Source organism: Kordiimonas sp. (assembly GCF_048260245.1).
Lineage (GTDB): Bacteria > Pseudomonadota > Alphaproteobacteria > Sphingomonadales > Kordiimonadaceae > Kordiimonas.
The window spans coordinates 1-24,695 of sequence record NZ_JBLXGZ010000033.1; the positions used below are offsets into that span (position 1 = coordinate 1).

A 24,695-nucleotide genomic window follows, 5' to 3' on the forward strand; every position below is an offset into this window, starting at 1 on the left:
TATTTTCTTTACTGTATAGGTAATGCTAAGCATTTCCGTGTAAAAGTTACGGTTTTTTAATTCTGGCTGATTATAAGAATTAAGAATATCGAGATGGAAGGGTGCGCTGCATCCTCCTCAGGACTGACAGGATAGAGAGGACTGCAAATGAATAGAGAGCTAATTGACCCGAATGATGGTATGGCGGTTATGCTTTCTTCCGACGTCTGTTCTTTTAAACCTGAAGACGATGGTCCCGATCTGGAGACGCAGTGTAAACCTGAAGATGACGGGTTGGTCTTGTCTCTGTAGATAATGGCAGACCTTATTTAAATCCGAGCTTGTCTCCCCAATCCTCCCTAATTTCTTTGCGTGTAGACTGCGGCACATCGCGGAATATCATGTCTGGCTTTTGACCCTCAGACAATTCTGCGAGTAGTTTTGCGCCGCGAGCCTGCGTTTCTGTATCACCAAGTTCTACAAACGCCGCAGCGGCTGTTTCCCTGAATTCATACCATTTTTTTGTGCTAAGCCGCTCATCTTCCGAGTGCGCCAATATTTCTTCAGCTTCAATCAGAATACGGCGTATTTCAGCTTTAAAATCGTCCGCCGCTACCCCTGTTATTTCCGCGCGTTTTCTATTCACGCTAATTCTTGCGGTTGAATGATATACAAAGTGGTTTTGTAAACTGACGTAACTGACCCAGAAATTGAGCCTTTTATTATCAGGGTCCTGCTGAAGCAGCTTATAGTCATACCGTCCCCTTTCTTTTCCCTGGAAAGCCATAGAACGCGCCGTATCAAGCTTAATGATAAAATCCTCAAACCTTTCATTCAGGGTACCTGCCGAAAGAAAAAACTCAGGGTCGCGTTTGAACTCCTGATACAACGGGTAATATAGCTGGAACCATGTGAAGGACAGCTCCCGGAAGGTAGAGGTTTGAGCGTGAATGCTGGAATGACGTAATTCTTCTTCCATTTCCTTTTCTACAAACTTCACCTTTTCATCGACAACTTGCTTCAAACTTTTCAAAGCCACCCGATATGCACTGAAGCCGACCACCCCACCAATCACGCCAATCAGCGAAAATGCATATATAAATATCGTAAAGAAATTGCCGGACAGGGATACATTAGACTCGGCCAGGTTTAAAAGCTGCCTGTTGATCTCCCGCTGATTTCGGGCAATGTTCGCAACATATTCAGGTTCGTCCTCTAGAAGGTGTTCTGAAAGGTCACGCTCGGCCAGCTGTTCTTCCGCTGTGCCGAGACGTTCCGATAAACTGCTGATATTTGGATAAAACGCGACCATCATGCCCCCGATGAGCACTAACGAGATGACGCTACATATAAGTACCGTCACGGAAATCAGCTTGAGGTTTTCTTTAATGATTTTCATGCCCATCCCCCTGATAAGAAAAATAAAACCATCTCATGCGTTGCAATTCTGCATGGCATTTAATTTCATCCGCTAGCATGCTTATATGCCAGGTTGTATAAAAACACCACAACCCCAACGTGCTGCTTTCCGAATAGTATAAAGCAGAATTTCATTCTGGCTTAGCGCACCCGTGTCAACCGTGTCAGGTATGTCAAACGTGCCAGCGTGTCAGGCCTGACACGGTTGACACGGGCACGCCTCCCCAAACCCCTTGAAACAGCCCGTCAGGTCCTTGGCACAGCCCTTGCTGAACACCAGGGGCGCGGCTGGTGATTGTGATCATCACCGGGCGCGTACCGATACAGTATGCTCGGGGGAGCGCTGTAAAAACTGACCGCCTGGGAGCGGGCGACCGCCATGGGCTGCCCCTCAAGGAGCATAGCCCCTTTTCCTGCAGCACATGGGGCCTGCAGAATAGGGGGCTGTGGTTGCCTGCCTTCCGGCGATATTTTACGCGAAGGAATTTTTCATGACCAACACTGCCGCCGCCACCGGTGAGCCGAGCCAACTGGAGCACACCTATTATTTCATGCAGGACCTGTCCTTTAAAACCGTCGTGACAGGGCCGGACCGCAGCACAGCAACCATCACAATGCAGACGGGGCGCTACGGCCAGCCCAAAACACCGGTCTGGAGCACAACGCTGGACGCCGACAATCCGGTATTCAAAACCGAAACGCCGATCAGCGTGCTTATCCCGTTTTTCGACCGCATCGTCTTCGGAGCAGGCACAGTTTTCATGCTGCGTGCGCCCACCGCCACACGGAATGGCGAAGTGATATTCGATGGCATTGTCACCTCAAAGCCGTCATCGGCGAAACTGCGGCAGACGATGTTCAGCTGGCCGCGTGAAACCCGTCACTAAGGCGGGACGGCCAAACCGCAGGCCGAAAGAGCAAACCCAAGCCCGGGACAGGCTGGCGTGTCATCCGTGTCAACCGCGCCAAATCACAGCCTGACACGATAAAATATTTGCTAAGGCATTGTTTTTTATATAAACGGATCTGGCATACATGTTGCTGATACACTAAGTAACGCCACCGCGAACGCGGAACGATTGACCCTGAACAGGTATTAACCACACAGGGCGTATTGGGACCGGGGGGGCTTATTGGGGGACCCGAGCCCCCCCTGACTTTGAGGTCATGACGGCAACGCTTGCAGTAAAGAGAGTCAACATGAGACACATGGACAAAAAAGTTACAGGCGCCAAAACTACAAGCAACGATGACACGGGTCAGGCGCCCGGGGACAGGCTTTTGAGGGACAGGGTTTTTGCCCGTGTTTTCGACCATGCAATTTTCCGGGATATCGATACAGCCGCACTGGTGCAAAAACACGACCCCTCCCCGGCCATATTACAAATCAATGCGGCGCATGCCTCCGCAGGCGTGCCCGCGCTGCAGACCCACACCACAATAACCAGCATACCGCCTGAAGGCATCGTCATCCGCCAGCCGGGGCATTATATACTGAGCGAGAAAATCTCGAACACGCCGTGGCAGCCGAACGCCCTGTCTCACGCCGCGATTATCATTGACGCCGATGATGTTGTGCTGGATATGGCGGGCCAGAGGCTCTCGGCAACCATAGACGACAACAGCCAGCACCTTGTCGGCATCCTTATAAAAGCAGGATGCCGCGGTATAAGTGTGCTGGATGGTGTGTTGGCAAACATGGGCTATTACGGCATTCAGGCGGACAGTGTGCATAACCTGACCCTGCGGAATATCTCGGTATGCGGGCAGGTTTTTGCCAACCTGCATAAACGCGGCCTTTGCCCCGCCGGTATCTTCATAAGCGGATCTGAACGAGTCACTATTACCAATTGCAGGGTGCAATATCTGTATGCCGCAGCAGATGCCTGCGCGGGCATTCAGGTCCTGACCACCTGCGGCGCCACCATCAGCGGGTGCGAGGTCAACCATGCGGCCAACTATAACGGCGCGGTGGTGGGCTTTTATTATGCGGCCTGCATGGACATCATCACCACCAACTGCAAAGCCACTCACCACCAGTCTCATGGCAGGGGCAAAAAAAGCGGCACCAGCCACACTGTGCGAGGGTTCATGCCCGTTTTGTCGGTCGACCTCGTCTATGACCACTGCGTGGCTGATACCCTTGCGGGCAGTACCGGAGATTGTCACGGCATATCTGTGATACTGGCTAACACTGTCAAGGTCCGCGGTTTTTGCGCCAGCAATGTCGTGGGCGGAACGCCCCCGCCCTATACCCGGCCAAGGGCATCCGGGCATGGCCAATATGGCCACGACGTCATTCCCCGACACGGCGCACCCAATGTATCCATACCGCTGCGGGGTGACGACGACGTGCCCATGCCTGCGCCGCCCGCCAACCCCGCCACCGTGGCAAGCGCTTCGCAATTCCGCGTATTATAAAAAGGTGGACGCAGACGAAAACGCCTGCGGGAGGCATGACACGGTCACATCCGAAGCGTGTGGCTTTCCATCACGTCAAAGCCGCCGGGCCCGCGCGTGAATACCTGCACAGCCAGTTCGCCATCACAAATTTCAACCATATTGAAGCCGTTGTTCTGGCCCCTGAGCCGGGATGAAAGCGCCGTAGACGCGCTCAGATATATGGTTTTGTGGCCATCGTCGCCCAGCGTGGTGATGGATGCGTGGTGCACATGGCCCGTAAGCACCACATCCACCTTCAGTTTTCGCAACGCCTCCTGCGCCCGGCGGGCACCAAACACAACGGTATCAATCGGGGTCTCGGCGGCCTCATGAATGGGATGGTGGAAAACACAGACCCGGTAGCGGGCGCTGCTTTTCGCGTAGACATCGGCCAGATAGTCAAGCTGGTCCGCTGAAATGGCGCCATTGGCCCAGTTCCAGTGCGGCAACGCACGGCGCGCTGTGTTGAGGCCTGCCACAACAACGCCGCCGCGTTCAAGCACCGGGCACAATTCCTGATGGATATGTTGACGATATTTTTTATAGGGGTTGGTGAAACGCTGCCAAAGGTTATAGCGCGGAATATCATGATTGCCGGGCACGGATAGCACTGGCACACCAAGGCTGCCCAAAAAGGCTTGCGCTGCGCGGAATTCCGGGGTGATACCGCGCTGGGTAAAGTCCCCGCTGACGGCGACGAGATCAGGCCCAGCGCTTTGGATCACCTGCCTGAGCGCTGCTGTCACAGCCGCTTCTTCCGTACCGAAATGCAGGTCTGAGAGGTGAATAATGCGCATGAAAGCCATCAGAAGATCGCCGTCCATGTGGAGTGAAGCACAAAAAGCGAGACAAAGAAGATCACGGACGCAACCAGCAGCATCAAGCCATCGCGTCCCACCAGCCCCAGCCCCAGGAACAGAATGCCCGATGCGGGCAGCGCCGCCAGAAACGGTATGAACCCCATAATCATGATGCAGACAGAGAGCACAATGCTCACCACTGCGATGGCGGGCTCAAACCGGTTATCCGCCAGATAGGTCAGCCGGGGATAGATCACCTTGTCCACTTTGCCGGTGTAGGGTTTGGCTTTCTCAAGCGCATGAAGGAATTTATCACGGCTGAAGGAAAACCGGGCCAGACGAGCCGGTATCCAGGGGTGTGTGCGTCCAAACAGGATCTGCAGCGAGACCAGAATAATGATAAGTGCACACACATCCGGCATGCCGGGGATAGCGCCCGTGGGCAAAATGGTTATCAGCGCGGGGCCGATCAGCAGCGGGCCATAACCACGCGAGTTCAGTGCCTCGACAAGCGCATCAACGCTGATCTCGTCGCCGTCGGTTTCTTCGCGGATAGTCTCCAGCGTGCCGGTCAGGGCATGGTTTTCCGTCATGGTTGTTCTCCGGCTCCTTTGGGGACCAGCAAGCTCAGTGCCTTCGGTTCGGTGCGGAACGTAAGCGGCATCTTCGCGGTGCGGGCTTCCCCGTCCAGCGAGATTAACTCCTCTTTATGACCGGAATGCAGCACAAGGTCAGGTGTCTGCCATTCACGCACCACATGGTCGTGCCCCCAACCACCGGTGGGCAGGCGCAACAGCAGGCGCAGCTTGTCCCATGTGTCGGCGGGGGCCGCGGAGTATACCGCCAGCTTGCCGCCCTGCAGGCTTTTGCGGCGGAAACTTTCCATGAGCCAATTGCCGGATTTATCGAACGCATTATTGGCCACCACCAGCATGGCGGTATTAAGCCGGCGGCGACGCTTGCCCATGGTCAGGTCCACCCGGCGTTGGAACACCTTATCCATCTTGTTGAACACGAAGGCGGTGAGACGCGGTAGCAAAACAAGGTCATTCTGGCCGCGGTTTTCTTCTCTGAAGCGCGACGATTCGGCCAGCATGCCAAGCGCCGCACAGCACAGGAACAGTTCATCCCCTGCCCAGCCTACATCAATCATGACCTCACGCGCGCCCCGGGCATAGGCCGCAAGCGCGGCATCAAGGTCCGGTGGGATGCCGGTATCGCGCGCGAGCAGGTTCATCGTGCCAAGCGGCAGCAGGCCAAACGGCTTTTTACTTTTGAGCATATGTTCCGCACATGTTTTGATCGTGCCGTCACCACCGCCGATCAGCACCGGATGCTCACCGCCTGCGGCCTCTTCGAGCCGGGTGGCCAGTTCGTCGGGCGGCAGAAACTCAAGCCGGTCAACCGGCAGGCCGCTTGCAGTAACCGCTTTTTCAATGGCATCGCGGCCAGTTTTACCGGCGGTGCCGGATTTGCTGTTGATCAGCAGGTAATAGGATGCGGGCTCAGCCATGGTTCAGGCTCCAGAAAAAGGTGCCAGGGGCACAAGGGGGGCACAAAAACACACCTATGTTACTCATCGGTGTTCATCTCTTCCTTGGTGTTGGGGCCGCTGTCTTCGATGCCCTGCACTTTCTCGCGGTACACACCGCCAAGGGTGAGGGTCACCACAATGGCAAAAAACACCATGAGAGAAATGCCGTAAAAGCCGAAACCGATGGTCAACCCGATCGCACCAGATGCCCAGATGCTGGCACCCGTCGCGGTGCCGACAACAATATTGCCCTGTTTGACAATGGCGCCCGCGCCCAGAAAGCCGATGCCCGTCAGCACACCTTCCATCAGTTTGGACAGGTCGAGGTGCGGCGGGTGCTCAAGGTCAACATAACTGAAATGAATTTCCTGCCCCAGTATCGCGACGGCACAACTGCTGACGGCGATGATCATATAGGCACGGAAATCGATGGGCTTGTTTTTATTGTCGCGGTCAAGGCCGATGATCATGCCCAGCACAAGTGCCATACCGATCCTGAGCGCCAGCTCTGATATTGATAGCGTGGTGATATTCAGGCTTGAAAGTATCTGGTCCATGGTTGTTGGCTCGCTGTTTATTCCCTGGATGCCCGGCGCTTGCCAACGGCAGGCCCTTATGTTTTGAGGCAAAGCACATCAAAAAACAGTATGGAAAACCAGTATCCTCCGCCTATGGACCGCGTGCTGCGGTGAAGACCGCTGAAAGCGCAGCGGTAAAATCAGTGTGTGTTGACGCGCGGCCAACTTCAGCACATAAGGTGCGCGAAAAGCCGGGTCCGATCAGGGGCCGGTGCTCCGCACAGGTTGAAAGACAGGTAACGGCGTGAACATCCGCGATTTGAGACAGGCTCCGTTTGTCCTTCTGGACGACAGCCGCCCCGCGCACCGCGCCGGGCGATCGGTGCTGTTTCATTCACCGGAGCATATCATCACCGCAAACCGGATTGAGGATATCGGCCCAGCGCTGGCGCGCATGGATGCGCTGGTGGCTGAGGGATATCATCTGGCGGGCTGGCTCGCTTATGAGTGCGCCGCCTATTTCGAGCCAAGGCTGAAAAAGAGCATGACCGCACGGCCGGACGAACCGCTTGTGTGGATGCTGGCGACACGGGCGCGCGCAACACTGGACGCAGCGGAGCTTGAAGAACTGTTCCATGCCAGCCGACGCGGCAGCGGGCGACAGGCCCGGCTGGACTTTGGCACACCGCGCGAAAGTGCCGTGAGCTATGCCTCAGCACTGAACCGCATTCACGACTATATCGCCGCCGGCGACGTTTATCAGATCAACCATACCTTCGCACTGCCGCTCAGCCTTGAGGGCGACGCGCTCGCGCTTTATGAGCGGCTGCGGCAAAGCCAGCCGGTTCCCTATGGTGCCTTTATAGACACCGGAGACTGGCGCATGCTTTCCCTCTCACCCGAACTGTTTGTGGAGCGCGCGGGCGACCAGCTTACCTGTCGCCCGATGAAAGGCACAGCACCACGCGGTCGCACCCTGCAGGAGGATAACGCCGTGGCAAGCTTCCTGCGCGGTGATGCCAAATCGCGCGCGGAAAACCTGATGATTGTCGATCTGATTCGCAACGATCTAAGCCGAATCGCCAACCCTGGCAGTGTACGTGTCCCCAGCCTTTATGAGGTGGAGAAATATCCGACCCTGCATCAGATGACCTCTACCGTTACCGCCGAAGCGCCGGACGACCTGAAGCCTTCCGGGCTACTGGAGGCCCTGTTCCCCTGTGGCTCGGTCACCGGCGCACCCAAGGTACGCGCCATAGAGATCATCGCAGAGCTAGAGCAGGACGCCCGCGGTGTGTACTGTGGCGCGATCGGCCACTTCAGTCCGGCGACGGATCAAGACGCCCCCCGCTGGAGCCTGAACGTACCCATCCGCACCATTGCTCTGGACAGCGAAAACAAGGGACGCCTGAGCATCGGTAGCGGCGTCGTGGCCGACAGTGAGACAGCGGCAGAATATGATGAATGCCTGCTGAAAGCCCGCTTCGCCCGTGAACACGCCAACGGCTTTTCGCTTATTGAAACCCTGAAACTTGAAGCTGACGGTAGTTATCATCTGCTGGAACGCCACATGGCCCGCCTGGCCGACAGCGCCGCCTATTTTGATTTCAGCTACGACGAAGCCAATGTTCGCGAAGTGCTGGCCGATCATGCCGCCGCTTTCGAAGGGTCGGCTGAAGCCCGACGTGCCCGACTGCTTGTCGGGCCGCGCGGCTCGGCGTCGGTAACCAGTACCGCGCTGCCTGCCGCCCCGCAAAATGAGGCACGGGTTTGCCTTGCAATGCAACGCACACGCTCAGACGATCCGTTCCTTGCCCACAAGACAACCCGCCGGCAAAACTACGACGGCACCTATGCACAGGCCTTTGCCAAAGGCTACGCCGATGCGCTGTTCTTCAACGAACATGACAATTTGACCGAAGGCGCTATCAGCACGGTCTTTATCGTCGAAGCTGGCAGATGGGCAACGCCGCCCCTTGATGCCGGGGTGTTACCGGGCATCCTGCGCACCGAACTTCTGGCCTCATCCCGCCACAACATTGCAGTAGAGACTATCAGCCGCGACCGGCTGCTCGCCACAGACGAAATATATATCGGCAACAGCGTGCGGGGCCTCCGGCGCGTCATGCTGCATGACAAAGAGATTTAGGAGACCCATATGCGCCTCGCCCGCCTTGAGCTTGAGAGAGACGGCCTTTCCATCCTGGCTTTTACAGACAAAGGCAAATATCTGCCAACCGGCAGTGTTTTGCCGGGAGCGCCGCAAGACCTTTGCGCTTTTCTCAAGACGACAGGTTGGGATGCCGTAGTGCACGAAGCCGCCCAAACCGATGGCTGGTTGCCGCTGGACGGCATCACCGTGCTGGCGCCACTGGGCGCAGCAAGCCGGATTTTCTGTGTTGGTAAGAACTATGCCGACCACGCCCAGGAAATGGGTGTAACCACGCCGGGCGTGCCGGTTGCCCCCGACATTTTTGTTCGCTTTCCGTCAAGCTTTACCGGCCACGAAAGCGAGATCGAATACCCGGCAGGAGAAGACACCTTTGACTTCGAAGGAGAGCTTGCCGTGGTTATCGGCCGTGCTGGCCGCGCCATCGCCGCGGAGGACGCCTGGGGGCATGTGTTCGGGCTGACAGTGGCGAACGATGGCTCACTGCGCCGCCTGCAAAGGCGCACCAGCCAGTTCACATTAGGCAAAAACTTTGACCGGTCCGGCGCACTCGGCCCGACCCTCACCCCACTAGACCGTTTTGACCTGCCGCCAGCGCTGGGGGTGCGTACCTTTGTCGACGGCGAACAGATGCAAAACGGCAATACCAGCGAGATGCTGTTTGATGTTCCCACTGTCATCGCCACCATCAGCGCCATCACAGCGCTTGAGCCGGGGGACATTATCCTGACCGGCACACCCGCCGGAGTCGGCGCAGGCCGCACGCCCCCAACTTTCCTGCGCGACGGCCAGAAATTACGCGTTGAGGTCGACGGCCTCGAATCGCTGGAGGTAACCGCAAGCGCGCGGAGAATCGCCACGCTGTAAGCGCCTGTACTGCCCCTGACCTCAGGATCTCAATTAACGAAAACCGGCGGCGGCCCGTTCGGCCCCATTGACACCCCGTATCCAGCCCGTCGCCTGCACCGGCAAGGGCCAGCGAATAACTGCCCCAGCTTCGGCATAGTCTGACCATGCATCCGCCTAAATTTTCATGCATCCATTAACTGCTTCTTTAGATGTCGCCGGTACGGTGATTACGTCGCAGAAGCCGGGGTTTACTGGGGATTGACTGGTTTTAGCGCGCACGCTCGACACCCAACGCTGAGGTATGAATAGTATGAGTACATCACACATGAGACCTACCGCTCTCCCCGTTACCGATTATGAAGACAGCTATATTTCCGATGACTGTCGTACGCTCGCGGCGCGGCTATCCGGACATATGGGTCTTGAGCACGCCATACAGATAAGCAACGAGAATCAGTGGCACGGCGTGGTAGCTGCTCTTCGTGAAATGCAGCAGAAAAAAAATCGCATCTGCTGACGCTGCCTAAACCAAAGTTTTAGAGTTTAACTTTTGTGACAGTATGGCTGTAAACATCAACCGCTAGTAGCGATACCCCTCAAAACATTTGACTTTTTGCGCATAAAGTTACATTATCACATAATAAAAATAGCGATCCCTGGGGCCGCCTGGCGCATTAAAATTATATATTGACTCCGCCTCAGACACGAAAAGTGAAATTTTTGCTTGGAATCGCAGAAGATTCTTGGATGATAGGCACCGAGCCGGACCGCCCGTCTCATTTCCAAAAGCAGGTCGCGTAAGTGTCCTGAAGATGGAAACAACGATAAAAATCGTCCTCCCACCTCCCCGAGGAGGGAATATGATGGCGAGACACAAAACGAGATAACACGGAATTAATTCGTGAGGCGGTCGGCACAATTGGGAGAGGTACGGGAAAGCCTTTTGAAACGACATTCGCGGTGAGACCGAAAACTGTAAATTTCGGCTTCTGCGATATGTTGGCTTGCTCCCAATTTTATAGGGTAAAGGTTTGGAGTCTTAAGGGTGAAACCACCCCCGGCTCATAATCTTTGCAAGGTTTAATCCGCTGCTTGGGGGTCTCTTCGGAGAGAATCATGCAGCTTTGTTAAAACCCATGTGGGCAGAAAATGGATAAGGCTAAAGTGAAACGGATAGCTGTCTCGACGGCTGCAGTTGCCTCGATCCTTCTCGGCGCAACTCTTGCCAACGCACAAGATGCACGTCTGAAGTCGATCGTAGAAGAGGTCAACCAGGCCACTAAAATCGCACAGGAATCTCAGCAACGTATTGATAAAACTGCTGATGCCACTTCCAAACTTTTTGGTGATTACCGTACAGTTCTGAAGACCAACGCTGGTCTTGAGGCGTACAACGCGCAACAACGGCGTGTGATCCAAAAACAGGAAGAAGAGATCGAGAAAATCAAGAACTCGATTGGTCGTATCGACGAAATTAAACGTCAGATCACGCCTCTCATGCTTGATATGATCTCTAACCTGGAAGAGTTCATCAAAGCAGACGTGCCTTTCCAACGTGAAGAGCGCCTCGATCGTGTTGCGAGTCTGCAAGATGTAATGGATGATCCCAACGTAAGCGATCCTGAGCGCTTCCGCGTTGTGCTGGAGGCCTACAAGGCTGAAACACAGTACGGTCGCAGCGTGAACGCCTATGAAGCAACGCTCGACGATCGTCGCAGCGTGAACTTCGTACGTGTTGGCCGTGTTGGCTTCTATTATCAAACCAAGGACGGCAAAGAGTCTGCTGCTTGGGATAAAGAATCCGGCACATGGAAAAAACTGGACGAAGAGTTTGCGACTCCTGTGAAAAACATGATCCGCATGGCTCGCCGCCAGGTTCCATTTGATATCGTGGAACTTCCTATTCAGGCGCCGAAAGGGAAATAACAATGAAAAAGATTCTGACATCAGCTGCTGTCCTGGTCTTTGGCGCAACGTTCGCCGCCCAGGCTCAAACCGCCGATCTCAACTCCCTTCTCAACAAAGTTCGTGAAGGCAGCGTGACTGAGTCCGCTGAGCACAAACGTCGTGAAGCCGAGTTCCAGGCGCGTAAAAACGAACAACAGCAAATGCTGGCACAAGCCCGTGCCGAGCAGGAGCGTCTCGAGCGCGAATCATCCCGCCTTGAGGAAGTACGCCGCGTAAACGAAGAAGAAATCGCGAAACAGGTTCAGATGCAGCGTGACCGCCTTGGTCAGCTCCAGGAACTGTTTGGTGTTCTTCAACAAGCTGCCGGTGATGCGAAATCTGTTATCAAAACTTCGCACATCACCATCGACAATCCGGGCCGTATGGAAGAAATCGACAATCTGGTAGCCAAGGCCGCAGACGCGTCCGAGTTGCCAACAATCGACGAAATCCGCACGTGGCCAAGTCAGATGATTCTGGAAGCCATCGGTTCCGGTCAGGTTGTGACCTTCGACCACGAAGTACGCATGGTCGACGGTACGTCTGCCGTTGTCGAACTGACCCGTGTTGGCGATTTCGCCCTGATGAGTGGCGAAAAATACTTTACCTTGAAGAATGACGGTTCGGTTGAAGAACTGCAGCGTCAGCCTTCAAGCCGCTTCACCAGCACGGTTGGTGAATTCACATCGGCAAACAGTGGTCTCGTTGGTGTGGGTATCGATCCGACCCGTGGTCAACTCCTCAACCTTGAAGTTGAGAAGCCAACCAACAGGGAACGTCTCGATCAGGGTGGCGTTATTGGTTACATCACGCTTGCACTTGGTGCTGTTGGTGTCCTGATGGCTGTTATCCAGTGGCTCTACCTCACGGTTGTTAAGGGTAAGGTTCGTCGTCAGATCCAGTCTGACACGGTTAAAACCGACAACCCGCTTGGCCGTGTTCTTGCTGTCTACGAAAACAACAAAAACGTTGACGTAGAAACGCTTGAGCTGAAGCTCGACGAAGCGATCCTTAAGGAAACGCCTGCCCTTGAGCGCTTCCTTGTCCTGATCAAGCTGATCTCCGCTGTGGCACCTCTCTTTGGTCTGCTCGGTACGGTGACTGGTATGATCGAAACCTTCCAGGCCATTACCCTCTTCGGTACTGGTGACCCAAGCATGATGGCTTCCGGTATTTCGGCTGCTCTTATGACGACGGTTGAAGGTCTCATGGTTGCTATCCCGACTCTGCTCTTGCACGCCTTTGTTGCCGGTGCCTCCAAGTCCGTGATCCACGTACTTGAAGAGCAATCCGCTGGCATCATCGCTGTACACGCAGAGAAGGAGCATGCGAATGCTAGCGCTTAATGAAGCATTCGACGCGATTCGCCAGTTCATGGAAAGGGGCGGAGACGTCCTTTTCCTGATCCTTGCGGTCACGTTCATCATGTGGGTGCTAATCGTAGAGCGTATCTGGTATTTCGAGCTTGAGTTTAAAAAGCAAAAGAACCGTGTTGTTGACGCATGGGAATCCCGTGCCGAGCGTCGGTCATGGTATGCGCATAAAATCCGCACTGCCATGATCTCTGAAGTGAACGATAACCTTCATCAGGGAATCGGTCTCATCAAGACACTCGTGGCCCTTTGTCCGCTTGTCGGGCTTCTGGGTACAGTTACCGGCATGATCGAGGTTTTCGATGTCATGGGTTCGCAGGGGTCGTCAAACGCCCGTGCCATGGCAGCAGGTGTTTCAAAAGCAACAATCCCGACAATGGCGGGCATGGTTGCTGCGCTCTCGGGCGTGTTCTTGAGCACCTATATCGAACGCCGTGCCAAGCGTGAATCAGAGCGTCTCGAAGATAGCCTGACCATGGATCACTAGGACCAGAAAGTCGGAGTTTAACCAATGCGTAAATTCTCGAAGTCAGAGGAAGAAGCAGAAGTCAACATGACGCCGATGCTAGACATCGTGTTCATCATGCTGATCTTCTTCATCGTTACCGCTTCCTTTGTCAAAGAAGCTGGCCTGGAGATTAACAAACCGGAGGATAACAATACCCAGAACAATCCTCCGCCACCGGACGATGACAAGCGTGCCATTGCTTTCATTATCGATGATAACAACCGTATATCGCATGAGTTCCGCAACGTGGATATCTCGTCGGTCGGTTCCATCATCAAGAAGGAAAGTGTGGAGCGCCCGGAAGCGCCGGTTGTGATCCAGGCTTCAGAGGGTGCCTATACGGGCAACGTCATTCGTATCTATGACGCTGCCCTGTCTATCGGCATCGCTCGCGAAAAGATCGTCGTAACGCCCAAGAAGTAAAGCCGGTGGGGGCTTAAGCCCCCGCCTCAAGGGCCGCCCTTCGGGGCGTAGTGGAGAAAACAATGCGAGACCACGCACAAAACCAGGACGAGGATGCTGAAATCAACATGACCCCGATGCTAGACATCGTGTTCATCATGTTGATCTTCTTCATCGTCACTGCGGTCTTCGTGAAGGAAGCCGGGGTTCAGGTCGTGAAGCCCGACGCGGAATCAGCTGTTATCCAGAAACAGGTTAGCATTCTGATCGCCGTGACACCGAGCGACCTGATCCATATTAATCGTAACGAAGTGACATTGGAGGAAGTCCGCACCACTGTGGAAAAACTCCATGCCGAGAACCCGAAAGGGACGGTTGCGATCCAGGCGGACGTCGAATCGAAGGCCGGTTTGGTAATGAAAGTATATGACGCTGTGCGCGATGCCGGCGTTGACAAAATAGCTATTGCTGCGGAGAGAAACTGATGATTACTCGTGTAATTTCGTCGCTCTTGGCCGCATCCGCTGTAACCTTTGGCCTGTTTTTCCTGATGAACAGCCTGGTTGCATTCAATGACGACGTTCGTCTGGATGAGGATAAGCAGCTACGGTTCATTGATGTTGTAGAAGACATCAATGAACAACCGCCACAGCGCATGGAGCGCAAGGTGGAGAAGCCACCCGAGGTGGAAGCTCCGCCGCCTGAGATGGAAACACCTCAGGTAGATATTGAAGGCCCGAACAAGATGAACCTCTCGATTGGCCGCGCGAACTCCGGTTCCGGCGTTGATCTTGGCTCCATCGACCTCGGTCCTAGCCAGGACGGTGATTACCTGCCGCTGGTACGTGTACAGCCACAATACCCACGCCGTGCTCAGGAACGCGGTATCGAGGGGTATGTGATCGTAGAGTTGACGGTGGCCGAAGACGGGACAGTCCCCTCGGAGAGCATCGTTATTATCGAAGCCGACCCCAAAGGTTACTTTGAACGCGCTGCGTCTAAAGCCGCAGAGAAGTTCAAATACAAGCCGAAGGTAGTGAACGGCAAACCGCAGAAGGTGACCGGTGTTAAATACCGTTTCTCCTTTGACTTGGCTGATTAGAGGGACAGGAGAAAATCATGGATATGATCAAAACCATAAAGTCCCTACCTATGGCTGTTGCAGCGGCGGCTATCCTTGCCGCACTGCCACTGCCGGAGGGCACCAGCCTGAGCGGTACAGCCTTTGCTCAGGAGCAAGAGCAATCTTACGCTGAACAGGCAAAAACCCGCAAGGTACCGGCCATGAGCCTGGATATTCACAAGAAGATCCAGAAAGCTCAGGAAGCCATGGACCTCAAGGAATATACCGAAGCGAAAGAGATCCTGAACGAAACGCTCGAAAGCAAGCGCATCAACGACTATGAAAAAGCCGTTGCATGGCAACTGAAAGCGATGATCTCTTACGAAGAGGATGACACGGCGGCCACGATCCGGGCGTACGAAGAAATCCTCGGTTATTCCGAGAGCATCCCCGTTGGCCTTGAGCTCAACATTCTCTATGGTCTGGCCCAGCTCTATTATAGCGAGGAAAACTACGATAAAGCCCTCGAATATATCAAGATCTGGGAGCCCCGGGCCGAAGTTGTCACGGTGAACCACCTCGTGTTTATCGCGCAGGTTTATTACACCCTGACAGACTTCGAGACGGCACTTCAGTATATCAACCGCGCTATTTCAGACGCTCAGGCCGTTGACACGGTCGAAGTGAAGGAAAGCTGGTATGGTATGGCGCTGTCTGCGCACTGGGAACTTGGGCAATATACCAAGGTCCGCGATGTGCTTGAGATCCTGCTGATTAACTGGCCGAAACCGCAATACTGGATCCAGCTTGCGGGTGTCTATCAGGAGCTTGGCGACGAAAAGACCTCTTACTCGCTCACAGAAGCCGCGTACAAGCAAGGCTTCCTCGACGACAAACCGGTTCAACTCGTCAACGTGGCTCAAATCCAGCTGGCTCGCGGTGCACCAATCAAATGTGCATGGGTTCTAGAGAAGGCCTTCAAGGAAGACCGGATCGAGAAGACGGCCCAGAACTACAAAACCCTTGGCCAGTGCTATCTTATGGCGACGGAATATGAAAAGGCCCTGAAGCCGCTTTCCGTTGCTGCCAAAAGCGAAGCCGACGGTGACCTGTGGTTCCAGATTGCCCAGGTACAAATGCAACTGACCTATTACAAGGATGCCATCAAGAGCTTTGACAATGTCATCAGCGCCTTCAAAAATACGAAGGACACAAAAGACAAGGACAAGATCCTGACGGCCGCCATGCAAAAAGGTCAGGCGTTGACCGAATTGAAGCAATTCAAGGAAGCCCACGCAGCCTTTGACTCTGCCCGTAAATTGGCGAAGGACCAAAAGGACCGTCGCATGATTACGCAGTGGCGCAATTACCTGAAGGCTGAAGAAGCCCGCGAGGAAATGCTCGAAGGCTGACACGGGGTTCACCCACACTATAAATATTCTTAAGCGGCGCTCCTCGGGGCGCCGTTTTTGTTTGGCCCGGCCCCTTTTTCGCTTGCTCAGCCTTGACAGCAATCAAGGCAATATCTGCGACAAGCCCTATGCTGCTGCTTTGGCAAGGAGCACTATAATGGGCAAACAAATCGTTATCCTGCAGGGTCACCCTGACACCAGCGAGGCTCACCTGTGCCACGCCCTCGCAGAGCACTATGTTCTGGGTGCTGAGGCCGCGGGCCATACCGTTACCCTGCTGGACATCGCCACGTTTGATTTCCCGCTGCTGCGCAGCCAAAGCGAGTGGGAGACCACAGACACACCGCCCGGCCTCAGTGCCGCGCAAGCCGCGATCCTGAAAGCCGATCACCTGTTGATCATCTATCCGCTGTGGCTGGGCGGCATGCCAGCCCGACTAAAGGGGTTCTTTGAGCAGGTCCTGCGGCCAGGCCTCACTGGCAAAGGCAATAACCCGCTGGCGTGGCGCAAGCTCAAGCGCGGCTGTTCGGCCCGCATCGTGATCACCATGGGCATGCCAGCCCTCGCATACCGGCTGTTCTTTCGTGCTCATAGCCTCAAGGCGCTAAAGCGCAATATCCTCGCCTTCATCGGCATCGGCCCCATACGCACTACGATCTACGGCATGGTCGAGGCCGGCAGCACAGCACGAAAGGCACGCTGGCTAAAAAAGATGGAGAAGTTCGGCCACGCCGCACGATAAAATTGTTATACTATAACTTTATTTTTGATCCTCTTGATGCTATTGTTACAACATAACATTCAGGAGGGTGACATGAACACTGTAAGCATGCGAACGTTCCCCATTGTGGGCGGGGCAGCCTTGAGCACCTTTGGCCTCTTTTTCTTGATGCAGGGCCTTGTCGGCAGCGACATGATGGACTTCCCGGACAGCCGCCCGGTCTTCAACCCCAATATCGTTTTGCCGGTAACGCCGCCCGAGCCGGTGCGCAAGATCAACCGGGTGTCAAAGCCGCCGGAGGTTATTGAGCCGCCGAGAACCAAAATAAAACCCATCTCGCCCACCAAAGGGACCCATATCGGCCCAACCGTACCACGACAGCCACCCGTCGTGCCTGCGGGCAGCGGCATGGGGCCGCTGGCAGGTCTTGCTGACGGTGAACGTATCCCTCTCGTGCGTGTGCAGCCACAATATCCGCGCCGCGCGCTTGAGCGTGGTATTGAAGGATCTGTGGTCGTGGAGTTCACCGTCACCAGGGACGGCACGGTCGCGGGCGCACATGTGATAGAGGCGGAGCCCAAAGGCATGTTCGACCGTGAGGCGCTGAGCGCCATCGCCAAGTTCAAATACAAGCCAAAGGTTGTGGACGGCGTGGCCTATGCCTCCTCGGCCGAACGCTACCGCTTTGTGTTTGCGCTTTCAGGTACAGCTAACTAGAGGAGATGAAGCATGCGACATAGATCATACCGCAGCGGTTTGAGCGCCAAACCGGACATGACCCCCATGTTGGACATCGTGTTCATCATGCTGATCTTCTTCATTGTCACGGCAAGCTTCATCAAGGAAAGCGGCATTACACCCAACGTGCCGAAGCCAGCCACGGGGCCTCAGTCGCCCAATGCGCCTATCGCCTTTCGCATCAGCGCTGACAATACCGTCCTGCATGATGGCCGTCCGGTGGACTTCTGGATGACGGAAGCCATCATCAAAGAGGAAAGCACCACCCGCCCAAAAGCATCGGTGGTTATTGCCGCAGACCCCGGTAGCTTCACCGGCCTACTGGTGCGGTTGCATGATCAGGTCTCAAAAGCAGGCCTTCCAAATGAGCGAATTGCGGTCCTGATCGAGTAATGGGCGTTACACGTGGACCGCGGACGGGGTGGCGCAATTTGCCACCCCGTTTCTATTCCCTAGTCGACCACTGCATCGTTGACCAGCTTGCGCATTTCCTGGCGAAAATCGGAAACGCCGTAAGGCAGCACATTGGTCATGAAAATGGCAACGATCTGCTCAGTGGGGTCGATCCAGAACACCGTATTGGCCATGCCACCCCAGTAAAATTCGCCCGCATGGCCAGTGCCGCCAAATTTGGCAGGGTCTTTCACCACGGCGAAGTCCAGCCCAAAACCGGTCACGTCCTTCCCGTTTATACCTTTCACCGCAGCCGGCAGATGATCTGTCCGCATCAGGTCAATGGTTTCGCTTTTGAGCAGACGCACACCGCCCAGCGCACCACCATTGGCAACCATCTGGGCAAAACGCCAGTAATCAGCCGTCGTAGAAACCAGGCCGCCACCGCCGGACTTGAACTGCGGCTCAACAGTGAAATCCTGTATCAGCGGGTCATCGGTCGCTTGCAAGCCGCTTTCCTTGCCCAACGTATAAATCCCGACAAAGCGGTCAAGCTTTTCAGCGGGCACATAAAAACCGGTGTCCTCCATGCCAAGCGGATCAAAAATACGCTCCTTGAGAAAGACATCAAACGACTGGCCGGAAAGCACCTCGACAAGGTAACCCTGCACATCCACGGCGAGGGAGTATACCCATGCGGCACCTGGCTGATAAAGCAGAGGCTCCGCCGCCAACTTTGGTGCCCATTCCGCAAGTGGCTGATCAAAGCCGACGAGTTTATTCTTGCGGTAACTCAGGTCCACCGGCGTCTCGGTGAACACACCGTAACTTAGCCCTGATGTATGACGCATCAGGTCACGAATGGTCATTTCCCTGGTCACCGGCTCTGTGATCATGGCACCATCATCGCCTACACCCTTGAAGACACGCTGGCCACCGAAAGCAGGAATATAGGCGGAGACTGGGTCATCAAGCTCAAACTTCCCCTCTTCATACAGCATCATCAGCGCAACGCCGGTGATCGGCTTCGTCATGGAATAAATCCTGAAAATCGCGTCTTCGGGCATGGTCTCCGGCGCGTCAAGCCTGCGCTTGCCGTAGGTTTCAAAGTGAGCAACTTTTCCGCCCTTTGCGATGAGCGTAGTCAGCCCGGCAAGGCGTCCGTCATCCACATATGCCTGGAAATGGTCTTTCAGCAGGGCCAGCTTCTCCGCCGACAGGCCAACCTCGGCGGGTATCGCGCGCGGCAGGTCTGCGGCTTGAAGGCCGCAAGGCAGGCAAAGCAGAACAAGGAATATCGATAACTTTCTGATCATGATGGTGTCTCCCCTTCAGGCGAAAGATAGCGCACCGCAGTGTCAAAGCAACCTGCAAAAGATGTCATGCATTCGAGGCCATGGGCGAAACACCGGCGGCGTGGGGGGAGGCTTGGGCGGAAACGTCAGGCGACCGGGTGTACCCCTGCCGCGTGCTCTGCCAACAGTTTGCGCAATTCTGGTAGTCGCGTGGGTTTGGCCAATACCCCCGTGAAGCCTGAGGCCAAATACTTGGTCACGTCGTCCTGCGTTACATTTGCTGTCAACGCAAAAATCGGTACAGTCGGATCTTGTTCCCTAATCAACTGCGTGGCAGTGATGCCGTCCATCATCGGCATCTGAATATCCATAAATACCAGATCGGGCCTTAACTCAGCAAATTTAGAGACGGCTTCCATTCCGTTATTTGCCCGGACAACGCGGCAACGCGTGGGCGCCATCATGCGGTTAAAGATGACGCTGTTAATGTCGATATCCTCGGCGTGCAGCACGGTCACGCCCGTCAGGTCAGGCAAGTTACTGTCGTTGGGCTTTGCCTGTTTGGTGTCGGTTTCAGGGGCGTCAGCGGGGGCCAGCGGCAGTTGAACCCGAAACAGTGTCCCTTCACCTTTTTTACTAAAGACCTGGATTTTACCCCCCATGAGGTCAACGAGACTTTTGACAATCACAAGGCCAAGCCCTGTGCCACCGAACCGGCGACTGATGGAGGCATCGGCTTGCGTAAATGGCTGAAAAAGCTGTGATATTTCCGCCTGTGTCATGCCAATTCCCTGATCGGAGACCTCAAATTGTAATTGCGTCGTCTCAACGCCAGCCTCACAACTGACCTCAATACGCACAACACCTTCAGATGTGAATTTCACGGCGTTGGAAGCAATATTGAGCAGTATCTGGCCGATCCGGACCTCGTCGCCCAACCAGTATGCCGGCACGTCTTCCGCGCGGACAAATTCAAAAACAAGCCCCTTATTCTCTGCTGAGCTTTTAATATTGCTGCCCACATACTCCATCAGATTATCGAGAGAGAAGGGGCGCTGCTCCAACTCCAGCAATTGTGCTTCAATTTTTGAAAAATCAAGAATATCGCTGATGACAGCCATCAGGTTCTGGGCCGATGCACGGGCAATCTCCAATAATTCCTTGCGTTCGACCTCGGTTTGCGTCTGGTCAAGCAACTGAATGACCCCGACCACACCGTTCATCGGCGTCCGAATTTCATGGCTCATATGAGCAAGGAATTTGGATTTCTCCTCATTCGCGGCTTCCGCAGCCTGCTTGGCATCAAGCAGTTCCTGTTCGTAGGCAGCCTGGCGCCGGATAAGCTGGATGGTCAGCACAAAAAACACAGCAAACCCTGCAAACACCGCAATCGGCACAATTCTTTCGCCCACGCGGTAATCGGCTTTGGCGGCAACCTGCCAGGACCCCGCCGGTAAGTGAATAGTGCCGCGGACCGCCGTTGATGAGGAAAACAACTCAGGATCACCCAGTATCATGCCGCCTTCGGCACCTCGCCCGTCACGTCCGCGAATGGCGAATTCCGCCCCGTCGATCTGACCTTCCAGAGTTTGGAACAGGCGGCTGACATCAATAACAACCGAAACCAACCCCCATAAACCGCCGGTATCTGTCCGAAAAATAGGCTGGCGGGCGATCAAACCGCGGCCACCCTGCACTAGCGAAATTGGCCCGACGAGAACGGTTGTGCGCTCATCCACAGCGCGCTGGACCATCGGCATCTGCTCCGGCAGATTGCGGAAGTCCAGCCCCACGGCTTTTTCATTGCCCTCAAGCGGATACATGTGTGTGATGATAAAGTCCCGCGCTGCTCCCATGTTGCGGATATGGTTATGCTGCGTCAGCAAATCGCGGGAAAAATTGGCAAACTGCTCTTGCGTCAAATCAGGCTCAACCGAGATATAGGATTTCAAACTGGAGGTTAGCGCCAGATCCCGAATCAGCGATTCCTCAAGAATAGCCCGGTACTGCGCGAGCGAGTCGGTAGACCGCGCGAGATGCTCCTGCTCCTGCGCCTTCTGAAGCCAATAAAGCAGGCTCAGCCCGACCACTAAAAAGGCGGCACAGACAGAAAATATACGTTTTTTATACTTTATCGTCATTCACACCAAACATGCTGATAACCAACAGACATACCGTTATACCCAAGCCAAGGTTAAGTAGCGGTTAAGCTTAAACGGGATATCAGGCAACTTGGTTCAAAATCACGGACCTGGGGTAATCTCGTGCGGCCACCGATTTTTACGCTGAATATTTCCTCATTTTTTGCCATATATATATGCACACCTAGATCACGGGAAACACCATGAACAAGACAGCATCATTCTGGAACCGCATGGCGGCGCGCTATGCTCGCGCAGCCATCGGTGACCAGGAGGCTTATGAAAAAAAGCTTGCCATAACTCGCTCCTATTTTACGCCCGAAATGCAGGTGCTGGAGATCGGCTGCGGCACCGGCAGTACCGCCATCATACACGCGCCGCATGTGAAGCACATTCGCGCCACTGATATATCGGAAAACATGCTCATGATCGCGCGGGAAAAAGCAGCAGCCGCAGGCGTGGCGAACATCACCTTCGAATGTACCTCCGTGGATGAGTTGGTGGTGGCGGAGGGCACCCTTGATATGGTGCTGGCGCTTTCCATTTTACACTTGTTGCCTAACCATGAGCAGGTTATCAGCCGTGCCTTTGCCATGCTCAAACCTGGCGGGCTTCTGGTCAGCAGCACCGTATGCCTGCAGGACGGTTATGGCTACCTTAAATATATCCTGCCTGTGATGCGATGTGTGGGCTTCGCCCCGCCAACCGTCGCCTTTCTTACCGCAGCGCAGTTGGAACACGAGTTCAAAACCGCCGGTTTTATCATCGAACACAACTGGCGCCCATGCTCACAGAAAGCCGTGTTCATGGTGCTGAAAAAACCTGAAGTATAATAAGAATGGTGCCCCCGGTCGGACCTGCACACTCTATATAGATCAATAACTTACGGCCTTTTTGGTACAGTTACGGTACATCACAAAAATAGAAAAATTCTTTGAAATCAACGAGTTAATTTCTCGCGATATTTTCCATATTTTCGGGGATTATTAGAGCGCTAACGACATGGCAGTGCAAGGTAGCGAAAATATTCGAGTCCGCTTGAAAGCACCAGATGAACCTACCCAGCAACAAAACTTCGAATAGCCCTTTCTATTTTGTAAAAGATAGATCCACACGCTAATGCCAGCAGCCCGTATAATAGTACCACCGATAGCGAAATCCATATGTTGTCTATTAAAAGACCGCAGATAAAGATCACTGGCACCGCAAGTAGCACAGCCCTGACTCTAGCCCGTGCAACGGGAACACCGAATATGGGATTCAGCACCTCGAATGGCTGTTTTTGCTCCTTCAAGCGAATGCCTTTGTTAGGCGTACTTATTGTCACGTAAGGATCGTTGTCGTCATTTAATTTTTGGCACAAACAAGTGAATTTCAGCTTCTGATCCCTGTTCAGTGCCACCACCTGATAATCTCGTTCATGCCTGACACGATCTAGCTGCACCTGAGAAACCTGCTGCCCCTCCGGGATTTTAAGGAATTCGGTAAATTCATCGGTGAGCGGAATCGCATACGGTGTGTCCATCACAACAGCGCTCACATTGTATAAACAGGTGTCATTCCCAGTATAGACCTTGAATTTCACATTTTCTTGGTCGGTCGAAGACATGTTTTCGACCTCAATGGTACACAGAAACAGGTTCCGTACCTGTTGTTCCCCCAACATTACTCGTATTGAACCGAAAAGAGCATCCTCTGCCGATACCGCCACTCTAACGACGGAACGTGTAAAACCGAGAACACTCGTTTTGTTCTGAAACTTAAGGAAAACATAGTTTAGAAAAGCACCAACTAGAGCACCAATAACCAGTAGTGTAATTGGATGATCAATAATTGCCTGAACCCCCTGCATGCTGTGTCTCCCCTCCCTAACTGAAAGATAAAGGAAGGGTACAGTCGGTAGTAACGAACGACAAGATAAAGCGACCAGAGACAACGCCCCAAGTAGGGTTTTCCAGTTACAAAAATGCCGCACAAACCACCGATACAGGCATATCTCCGGGTACAATTCAGGTACAATAAGGGGAAATTCGCGGAAAAAATGATCTATTTGGTTAATTTTGACAGCGAAAAATCAACCAAAATCGACGGCCATCACGAGGCAGGATTGTCGACAAGCCATTGAAATATAATGTGTTTCAATTTAATGGTGTAAATACAACTTATGGTTGATGGTGCCCCCGGTCGGACTCGAACCGACACTCCCGAAAGAACCGGATTTTGAATCCGGCGCGTCTACCAGTTCCGCCACAGGGGCCTGTGGGATGGGCTCTGTTTGAGCGCCGTGCATCATATACGGCTTCACTGCTGCGTCAAGCGCGGAAAAGTGAGAATGCGTGATTGTATTTATGCCCCCCGATTGCTAACCATCTTGCGGGGCACCCTGGGGGCTGCAGGCAAGGAGCGGGCATGCTGAAAAAGCTGTATGACTGGACGATCGAAAAGGCCATGAGTCCGCACGCGGAAAAATGGCTGGCGGGCATATCCTTCGCGGAAAGCAGCTTTTTCCCGATCCCCATAGACCTGATGATGATCCCGATGATTTTGGCGCAGCCCTTCAAGGCCTTTCGGCTGGCGACCATCACGCTTGTCGCCTCCGTGCTGGGCGGCATTGCCGGTTACCTCATTGGTGCGTTTCTTTTTGAGGCCATCGGCCAGCCGATCATTGATTTTTACGGCTATGGCGAAAAATTTACTGCGTTTCAGGGCTATTATAAAGATTACGGCGTGCTGATTGTGCTGGTGGCAGGCTTCACGCCGCTGCCCTTTAAGGTGGTGACCATCGCCAGTGGCGTCGTGGGCATGAACCCGCTGGTGTTTTTCCTCACCAGCGTGCCGGCGCGGGGCGCGCGGTTTTACCTTGTGGCTGCACTGTTGTGGAAGTTCGGCCCGCCCATCCGCGAGTTTATTGAGAAGCGCCTAGGCCTTGTGCTGACAGCCTTCATGGCACTGGGTATAGCCGGTTTCGCCGCGCTGAAATACTTATAAGAG

At 54.3% G+C, this 24,695-nt stretch carries 26 protein-coding genes and 1 tRNA gene; 18 read left to right on the forward strand and 9 right to left on the reverse strand.

Translation table 11 applies throughout. The annotated features are described in order from the left end of the window. The first annotated feature begins 147 nt into the window (after positions 1-147). Positions 148-291, forward strand: a complete 144-nt coding sequence (locus ACN0VM_RS14400; protein ID WP_417451594.1) for a hypothetical protein — start codon at positions 148-150, stop codon at positions 289-291. Positions 292-304: 13 nt separating this feature from the next. Here the strand turns inward: ACN0VM_RS14400 and ACN0VM_RS14405 are convergent, their stop codons facing one another. Beyond that, on the reverse strand, positions 305-1,378 hold the full coding sequence (locus tag ACN0VM_RS14405; RefSeq protein ID WP_417451595.1) for a hypothetical protein: 1,074 nt from the start codon (positions 1,376-1,378) through the stop codon (positions 305-307). 511 nt (positions 1,379-1,889) lie between these two features. Here ACN0VM_RS14405 and ACN0VM_RS14410 point away from each other — a divergent pair. Together ACN0VM_RS14410 and ACN0VM_RS14415 are read left to right on the forward strand one after the other, a co-directional pair. Continuing rightward, on the forward strand, positions 1,890-2,285 hold the full coding sequence (locus ACN0VM_RS14410; protein WP_417451596.1) for a hypothetical protein: 396 nt from the start codon (positions 1,890-1,892) through the stop codon (positions 2,283-2,285). A gap of 322 nt (positions 2,286-2,607) precedes the next feature. Next, complete coding sequence (locus ACN0VM_RS14415; protein ID WP_417451597.1) at positions 2,608-3,819, forward strand: right-handed parallel beta-helix repeat-containing protein; 1,212 nt, start codon at positions 2,608-2,610, stop codon at positions 3,817-3,819. 44 nt (positions 3,820-3,863) lie between these two features. Here ACN0VM_RS14415 and ACN0VM_RS14420 read toward each other — a convergent pair whose 3' ends face one another. From ACN0VM_RS14420 to ACN0VM_RS14435, 4 genes are read right to left on the reverse strand one after another with little or no spacing between them, the layout of a single operon-like run. Next, a complete protein-coding gene (locus ACN0VM_RS14420; RefSeq protein ID WP_417451598.1) occupies positions 3,864-4,664 on the reverse strand; it encodes a metallophosphoesterase family protein in 801 nt (266 codons plus the stop codon). Beyond that, entirely contained in the window at positions 4,646-5,233 is a 588-nt protein-coding gene (locus ACN0VM_RS14425; protein WP_417451599.1) for an exopolysaccharide biosynthesis protein, read from the reverse strand. The genes ACN0VM_RS14420 and ACN0VM_RS14425 overlap by 19 nt, the downstream gene beginning before the upstream one ends. After that, positions 5,230-6,153, reverse strand: a complete 924-nt coding sequence (locus tag ACN0VM_RS14430) for a diacylglycerol/lipid kinase family protein (RefSeq protein WP_417451600.1) — start codon at positions 6,151-6,153, stop codon at positions 5,230-5,232. The genes ACN0VM_RS14425 and ACN0VM_RS14430 overlap by 4 nt, the downstream gene beginning before the upstream one ends. A 59-nt stretch (positions 6,154-6,212) precedes the next feature. Then, entirely contained in the window at positions 6,213-6,731 is a 519-nt protein-coding gene (locus ACN0VM_RS14435; protein WP_417451601.1) for an MgtC/SapB family protein, read from the reverse strand. A gap of 265 nt (positions 6,732-6,996) precedes the next feature. On the opposite strand from ACN0VM_RS14435, the gene pabB reads away from it, so the two are divergent. The 13 genes from pabB (at position 6,997) to ACN0VM_RS14500 (ending at position 18,268) form a co-directional block, all read left to right on the forward strand. Beyond that, positions 6,997-8,841 carry an aminodeoxychorismate synthase component I gene (pabB, locus tag ACN0VM_RS14440; protein ID WP_417451602.1) on the forward strand — a complete coding sequence of 615 codons (1,845 nt, stop codon included), beginning with the start codon at positions 6,997-6,999 and terminating at the stop codon, positions 8,839-8,841. 9 nt (positions 8,842-8,850) lie between these two features. Beyond that, positions 8,851-9,729: a fumarylacetoacetate hydrolase family protein gene (locus ACN0VM_RS14445; RefSeq protein ID WP_417451603.1), complete on the forward strand. Its 879-nt coding sequence runs from the start codon at positions 8,851-8,853 to the stop codon at positions 9,727-9,729. Positions 9,730-10,021: 292 nt separating this feature from the next. Continuing rightward, positions 10,022-10,228, forward strand: a complete 207-nt coding sequence (locus ACN0VM_RS14450; protein ID WP_417451604.1) for a hypothetical protein — start codon at positions 10,022-10,024, stop codon at positions 10,226-10,228. Positions 10,229-10,860: 632 nt separating this feature from the next. Continuing rightward, entirely contained in the window at positions 10,861-11,637 is a 777-nt protein-coding gene (locus tag ACN0VM_RS14455; RefSeq protein WP_417451605.1) for a DUF3450 domain-containing protein, read from the forward strand. 2 nt (positions 11,638-11,639) lie between these two features. After that, a complete protein-coding gene (locus ACN0VM_RS14460) occupies positions 11,640-13,004 on the forward strand; it encodes a MotA/TolQ/ExbB proton channel family protein (RefSeq protein WP_417451606.1) in 1,365 nt (454 codons plus the stop codon). Then, positions 12,991-13,518 carry a MotA/TolQ/ExbB proton channel family protein gene (locus ACN0VM_RS14465; protein ID WP_417451607.1) on the forward strand — a complete coding sequence of 176 codons (528 nt, stop codon included), beginning with the start codon at positions 12,991-12,993 and terminating at the stop codon, positions 13,516-13,518. The genes ACN0VM_RS14460 and ACN0VM_RS14465 overlap by 14 nt, the downstream gene beginning before the upstream one ends. A gap of 24 nt (positions 13,519-13,542) precedes the next feature. Further along, on the forward strand, positions 13,543-13,962 hold the full coding sequence (locus tag ACN0VM_RS14470; RefSeq protein ID WP_417451608.1) for an ExbD/TolR family protein: 420 nt from the start codon (positions 13,543-13,545) through the stop codon (positions 13,960-13,962). A gap of 62 nt (positions 13,963-14,024) precedes the next feature. Then, positions 14,025-14,426, forward strand: a complete 402-nt coding sequence (locus tag ACN0VM_RS14475) for an ExbD/TolR family protein (RefSeq protein WP_417451609.1) — start codon at positions 14,025-14,027, stop codon at positions 14,424-14,426. Further along, positions 14,426-15,043, forward strand: coding sequence for an energy transducer TonB (locus tag ACN0VM_RS14480; RefSeq protein ID WP_417451610.1), 618 nt, complete (start codon positions 14,426-14,428; stop codon positions 15,041-15,043). The genes ACN0VM_RS14475 and ACN0VM_RS14480 overlap by 1 nt, the downstream gene beginning before the upstream one ends. A 17-nt stretch (positions 15,044-15,060) precedes the next feature. Further along, entirely contained in the window at positions 15,061-16,416 is a 1,356-nt protein-coding gene (locus ACN0VM_RS14485; RefSeq protein WP_417451611.1) for a tetratricopeptide repeat protein, read from the forward strand. Positions 16,417-16,573: 157 nt separating this feature from the next. Further along, positions 16,574-17,158, forward strand: a complete 585-nt coding sequence (locus tag ACN0VM_RS14490) for an NAD(P)H-dependent oxidoreductase (RefSeq protein WP_417451612.1) — start codon at positions 16,574-16,576, stop codon at positions 17,156-17,158. A 72-nt stretch (positions 17,159-17,230) separates the two neighbouring features. Further along, on the forward strand, positions 17,231-17,854 hold the full coding sequence (locus ACN0VM_RS14495; RefSeq protein ID WP_417451613.1) for a TonB family protein: 624 nt from the start codon (positions 17,231-17,233) through the stop codon (positions 17,852-17,854). A gap of 12 nt (positions 17,855-17,866) precedes the next feature. Then, positions 17,867-18,268, forward strand: coding sequence for an ExbD/TolR family protein (locus tag ACN0VM_RS14500; protein ID WP_417451614.1), 402 nt, complete (start codon positions 17,867-17,869; stop codon positions 18,266-18,268). A gap of 59 nt (positions 18,269-18,327) precedes the next feature. Here the strand turns inward: ACN0VM_RS14500 and ACN0VM_RS14505 are convergent, their stop codons facing one another. After that, a complete protein-coding gene (locus ACN0VM_RS14505) occupies positions 18,328-19,584 on the reverse strand; it encodes a serine hydrolase domain-containing protein (RefSeq protein ID WP_417451615.1) in 1,257 nt (418 codons plus the stop codon). A 125-nt stretch (positions 19,585-19,709) separates the two neighbouring features. Next, a complete protein-coding gene (locus tag ACN0VM_RS14510) occupies positions 19,710-21,704 on the reverse strand; it encodes an ATP-binding protein (protein ID WP_417451616.1) in 1,995 nt (664 codons plus the stop codon). A 203-nt stretch (positions 21,705-21,907) separates the two neighbouring features. Here ACN0VM_RS14510 and ACN0VM_RS14515 point away from each other — a divergent pair, with 203 nt between their 5' ends. Further along, positions 21,908-22,537 (forward strand): class I SAM-dependent methyltransferase, encoded by a 630-nt coding sequence (locus ACN0VM_RS14515; protein WP_417451617.1) that lies wholly within the window; start codon positions 21,908-21,910, stop codon positions 22,535-22,537. Positions 22,538-22,761: 224 nt separating this feature from the next. Here ACN0VM_RS14515 and ACN0VM_RS14520 read toward each other — a convergent pair whose 3' ends face one another. Together ACN0VM_RS14520 and ACN0VM_RS14525 are read right to left on the reverse strand one after the other, a co-directional pair. Continuing rightward, the gene (locus ACN0VM_RS14520) at positions 22,762-23,556 is read right to left on the reverse strand and encodes a hypothetical protein (protein WP_417451618.1); all 795 of its coding nucleotides are present in this window, start codon (positions 23,554-23,556) and stop codon (positions 22,762-22,764) included. 320 nt (positions 23,557-23,876) lie between these two features. Beyond that, positions 23,877-23,961, reverse strand: a tRNA-Leu gene (locus tag ACN0VM_RS14525). Positions 23,962-24,113: 152 nt separating this feature from the next. Between ACN0VM_RS14525 and ACN0VM_RS14530 the strand changes: the two genes are divergently transcribed. Continuing rightward, the gene (locus tag ACN0VM_RS14530) at positions 24,114-24,692 is read left to right on the forward strand and encodes a YqaA family protein (protein WP_417451619.1); all 579 of its coding nucleotides are present in this window, start codon (positions 24,114-24,116) and stop codon (positions 24,690-24,692) included. Positions 24,693-24,695: the final 3 nt, after the last annotated feature.

What these genes read in the sequence shown, in the direction of transcription:
- ACN0VM_RS14510 (WP_417451616.1), bottom strand. Translation starts at nt 21,704, where the DNA reads ATGACGATAAAGTATAAAAAACGTATATTTTCTGTCTGTGCCGCCTTT.
- ACN0VM_RS14470 (WP_417451608.1), top strand. Translation starts at nt 13,543, where the DNA reads ATGCGTAAATTCTCGAAGTCAGAGGAAGAAGCAGAAGTCAACATGACG.
- ACN0VM_RS14500 (WP_417451614.1), top strand. Translation starts at nt 17,867, where the DNA reads ATGCGACATAGATCATACCGCAGCGGTTTGAGCGCCAAACCGGACATG.
- ACN0VM_RS14450 (WP_417451604.1), top strand. Translation starts at nt 10,022, where the DNA reads ATGAGTACATCACACATGAGACCTACCGCTCTCCCCGTTACCGATTAT.
- ACN0VM_RS14445 (WP_417451603.1), top strand. Translation starts at nt 8,851, where the DNA reads ATGCGCCTCGCCCGCCTTGAGCTTGAGAGAGACGGCCTTTCCATCCTG.
- ACN0VM_RS14475 (WP_417451609.1), top strand. Translation starts at nt 14,025, where the DNA reads ATGCGAGACCACGCACAAAACCAGGACGAGGATGCTGAAATCAACATG.
- ACN0VM_RS14495 (WP_417451613.1), top strand. Translation starts at nt 17,231, where the DNA reads ATGAACACTGTAAGCATGCGAACGTTCCCCATTGTGGGCGGGGCAGCC.
- ACN0VM_RS14410 (WP_417451596.1), top strand. Translation starts at nt 1,890, where the DNA reads ATGACCAACACTGCCGCCGCCACCGGTGAGCCGAGCCAACTGGAGCAC.
- ACN0VM_RS14405 (WP_417451595.1), bottom strand. Translation starts at nt 1,378, where the DNA reads ATGAAAATCATTAAAGAAAACCTCAAGCTGATTTCCGTGACGGTACTT.
- ACN0VM_RS14430 (WP_417451600.1), bottom strand. Translation starts at nt 6,153, where the DNA reads ATGGCTGAGCCCGCATCCTATTACCTGCTGATCAACAGCAAATCCGGC.
- ACN0VM_RS14515 (WP_417451617.1), top strand. Translation starts at nt 21,908, where the DNA reads ATGAACAAGACAGCATCATTCTGGAACCGCATGGCGGCGCGCTATGCT.
- ACN0VM_RS14455 (WP_417451605.1), top strand. Translation starts at nt 10,861, where the DNA reads ATGGATAAGGCTAAAGTGAAACGGATAGCTGTCTCGACGGCTGCAGTT.
- ACN0VM_RS14485 (WP_417451611.1), top strand. Translation starts at nt 15,061, where the DNA reads ATGGATATGATCAAAACCATAAAGTCCCTACCTATGGCTGTTGCAGCG.
- ACN0VM_RS14460 (WP_417451606.1), top strand. Translation starts at nt 11,640, where the DNA reads ATGAAAAAGATTCTGACATCAGCTGCTGTCCTGGTCTTTGGCGCAACG.
- ACN0VM_RS14400 (WP_417451594.1), top strand. Translation starts at nt 148, where the DNA reads ATGAATAGAGAGCTAATTGACCCGAATGATGGTATGGCGGTTATGCTT.
- ACN0VM_RS14480 (WP_417451610.1), top strand. Translation starts at nt 14,426, where the DNA reads ATGATTACTCGTGTAATTTCGTCGCTCTTGGCCGCATCCGCTGTAACC.
- ACN0VM_RS14530 (WP_417451619.1), top strand. Translation starts at nt 24,114, where the DNA reads ATGCTGAAAAAGCTGTATGACTGGACGATCGAAAAGGCCATGAGTCCG.
- ACN0VM_RS14415 (WP_417451597.1), top strand. Translation starts at nt 2,608, where the DNA reads ATGGACAAAAAAGTTACAGGCGCCAAAACTACAAGCAACGATGACACG.
- ACN0VM_RS14490 (WP_417451612.1), top strand. Translation starts at nt 16,574, where the DNA reads ATGGGCAAACAAATCGTTATCCTGCAGGGTCACCCTGACACCAGCGAG.
- ACN0VM_RS14420 (WP_417451598.1), bottom strand. Translation starts at nt 4,664, where the DNA reads ATGGACGGCGATCTTCTGATGGCTTTCATGCGCATTATTCACCTCTCA.
- ACN0VM_RS14435 (WP_417451601.1), bottom strand. Translation starts at nt 6,731, where the DNA reads ATGGACCAGATACTTTCAAGCCTGAATATCACCACGCTATCAATATCA.
- ACN0VM_RS14520 (WP_417451618.1), bottom strand. Translation starts at nt 23,556, where the DNA reads ATGCAGGGGGTTCAGGCAATTATTGATCATCCAATTACACTACTGGTT.
- ACN0VM_RS14425 (WP_417451599.1), bottom strand. Translation starts at nt 5,233, where the DNA reads ATGACGGAAAACCATGCCCTGACCGGCACGCTGGAGACTATCCGCGAA.
- ACN0VM_RS14465 (WP_417451607.1), top strand. Translation starts at nt 12,991, where the DNA reads ATGCTAGCGCTTAATGAAGCATTCGACGCGATTCGCCAGTTCATGGAA.
- ACN0VM_RS14505 (WP_417451615.1), bottom strand. Translation starts at nt 19,584, where the DNA reads ATGATCAGAAAGTTATCGATATTCCTTGTTCTGCTTTGCCTGCCTTGC.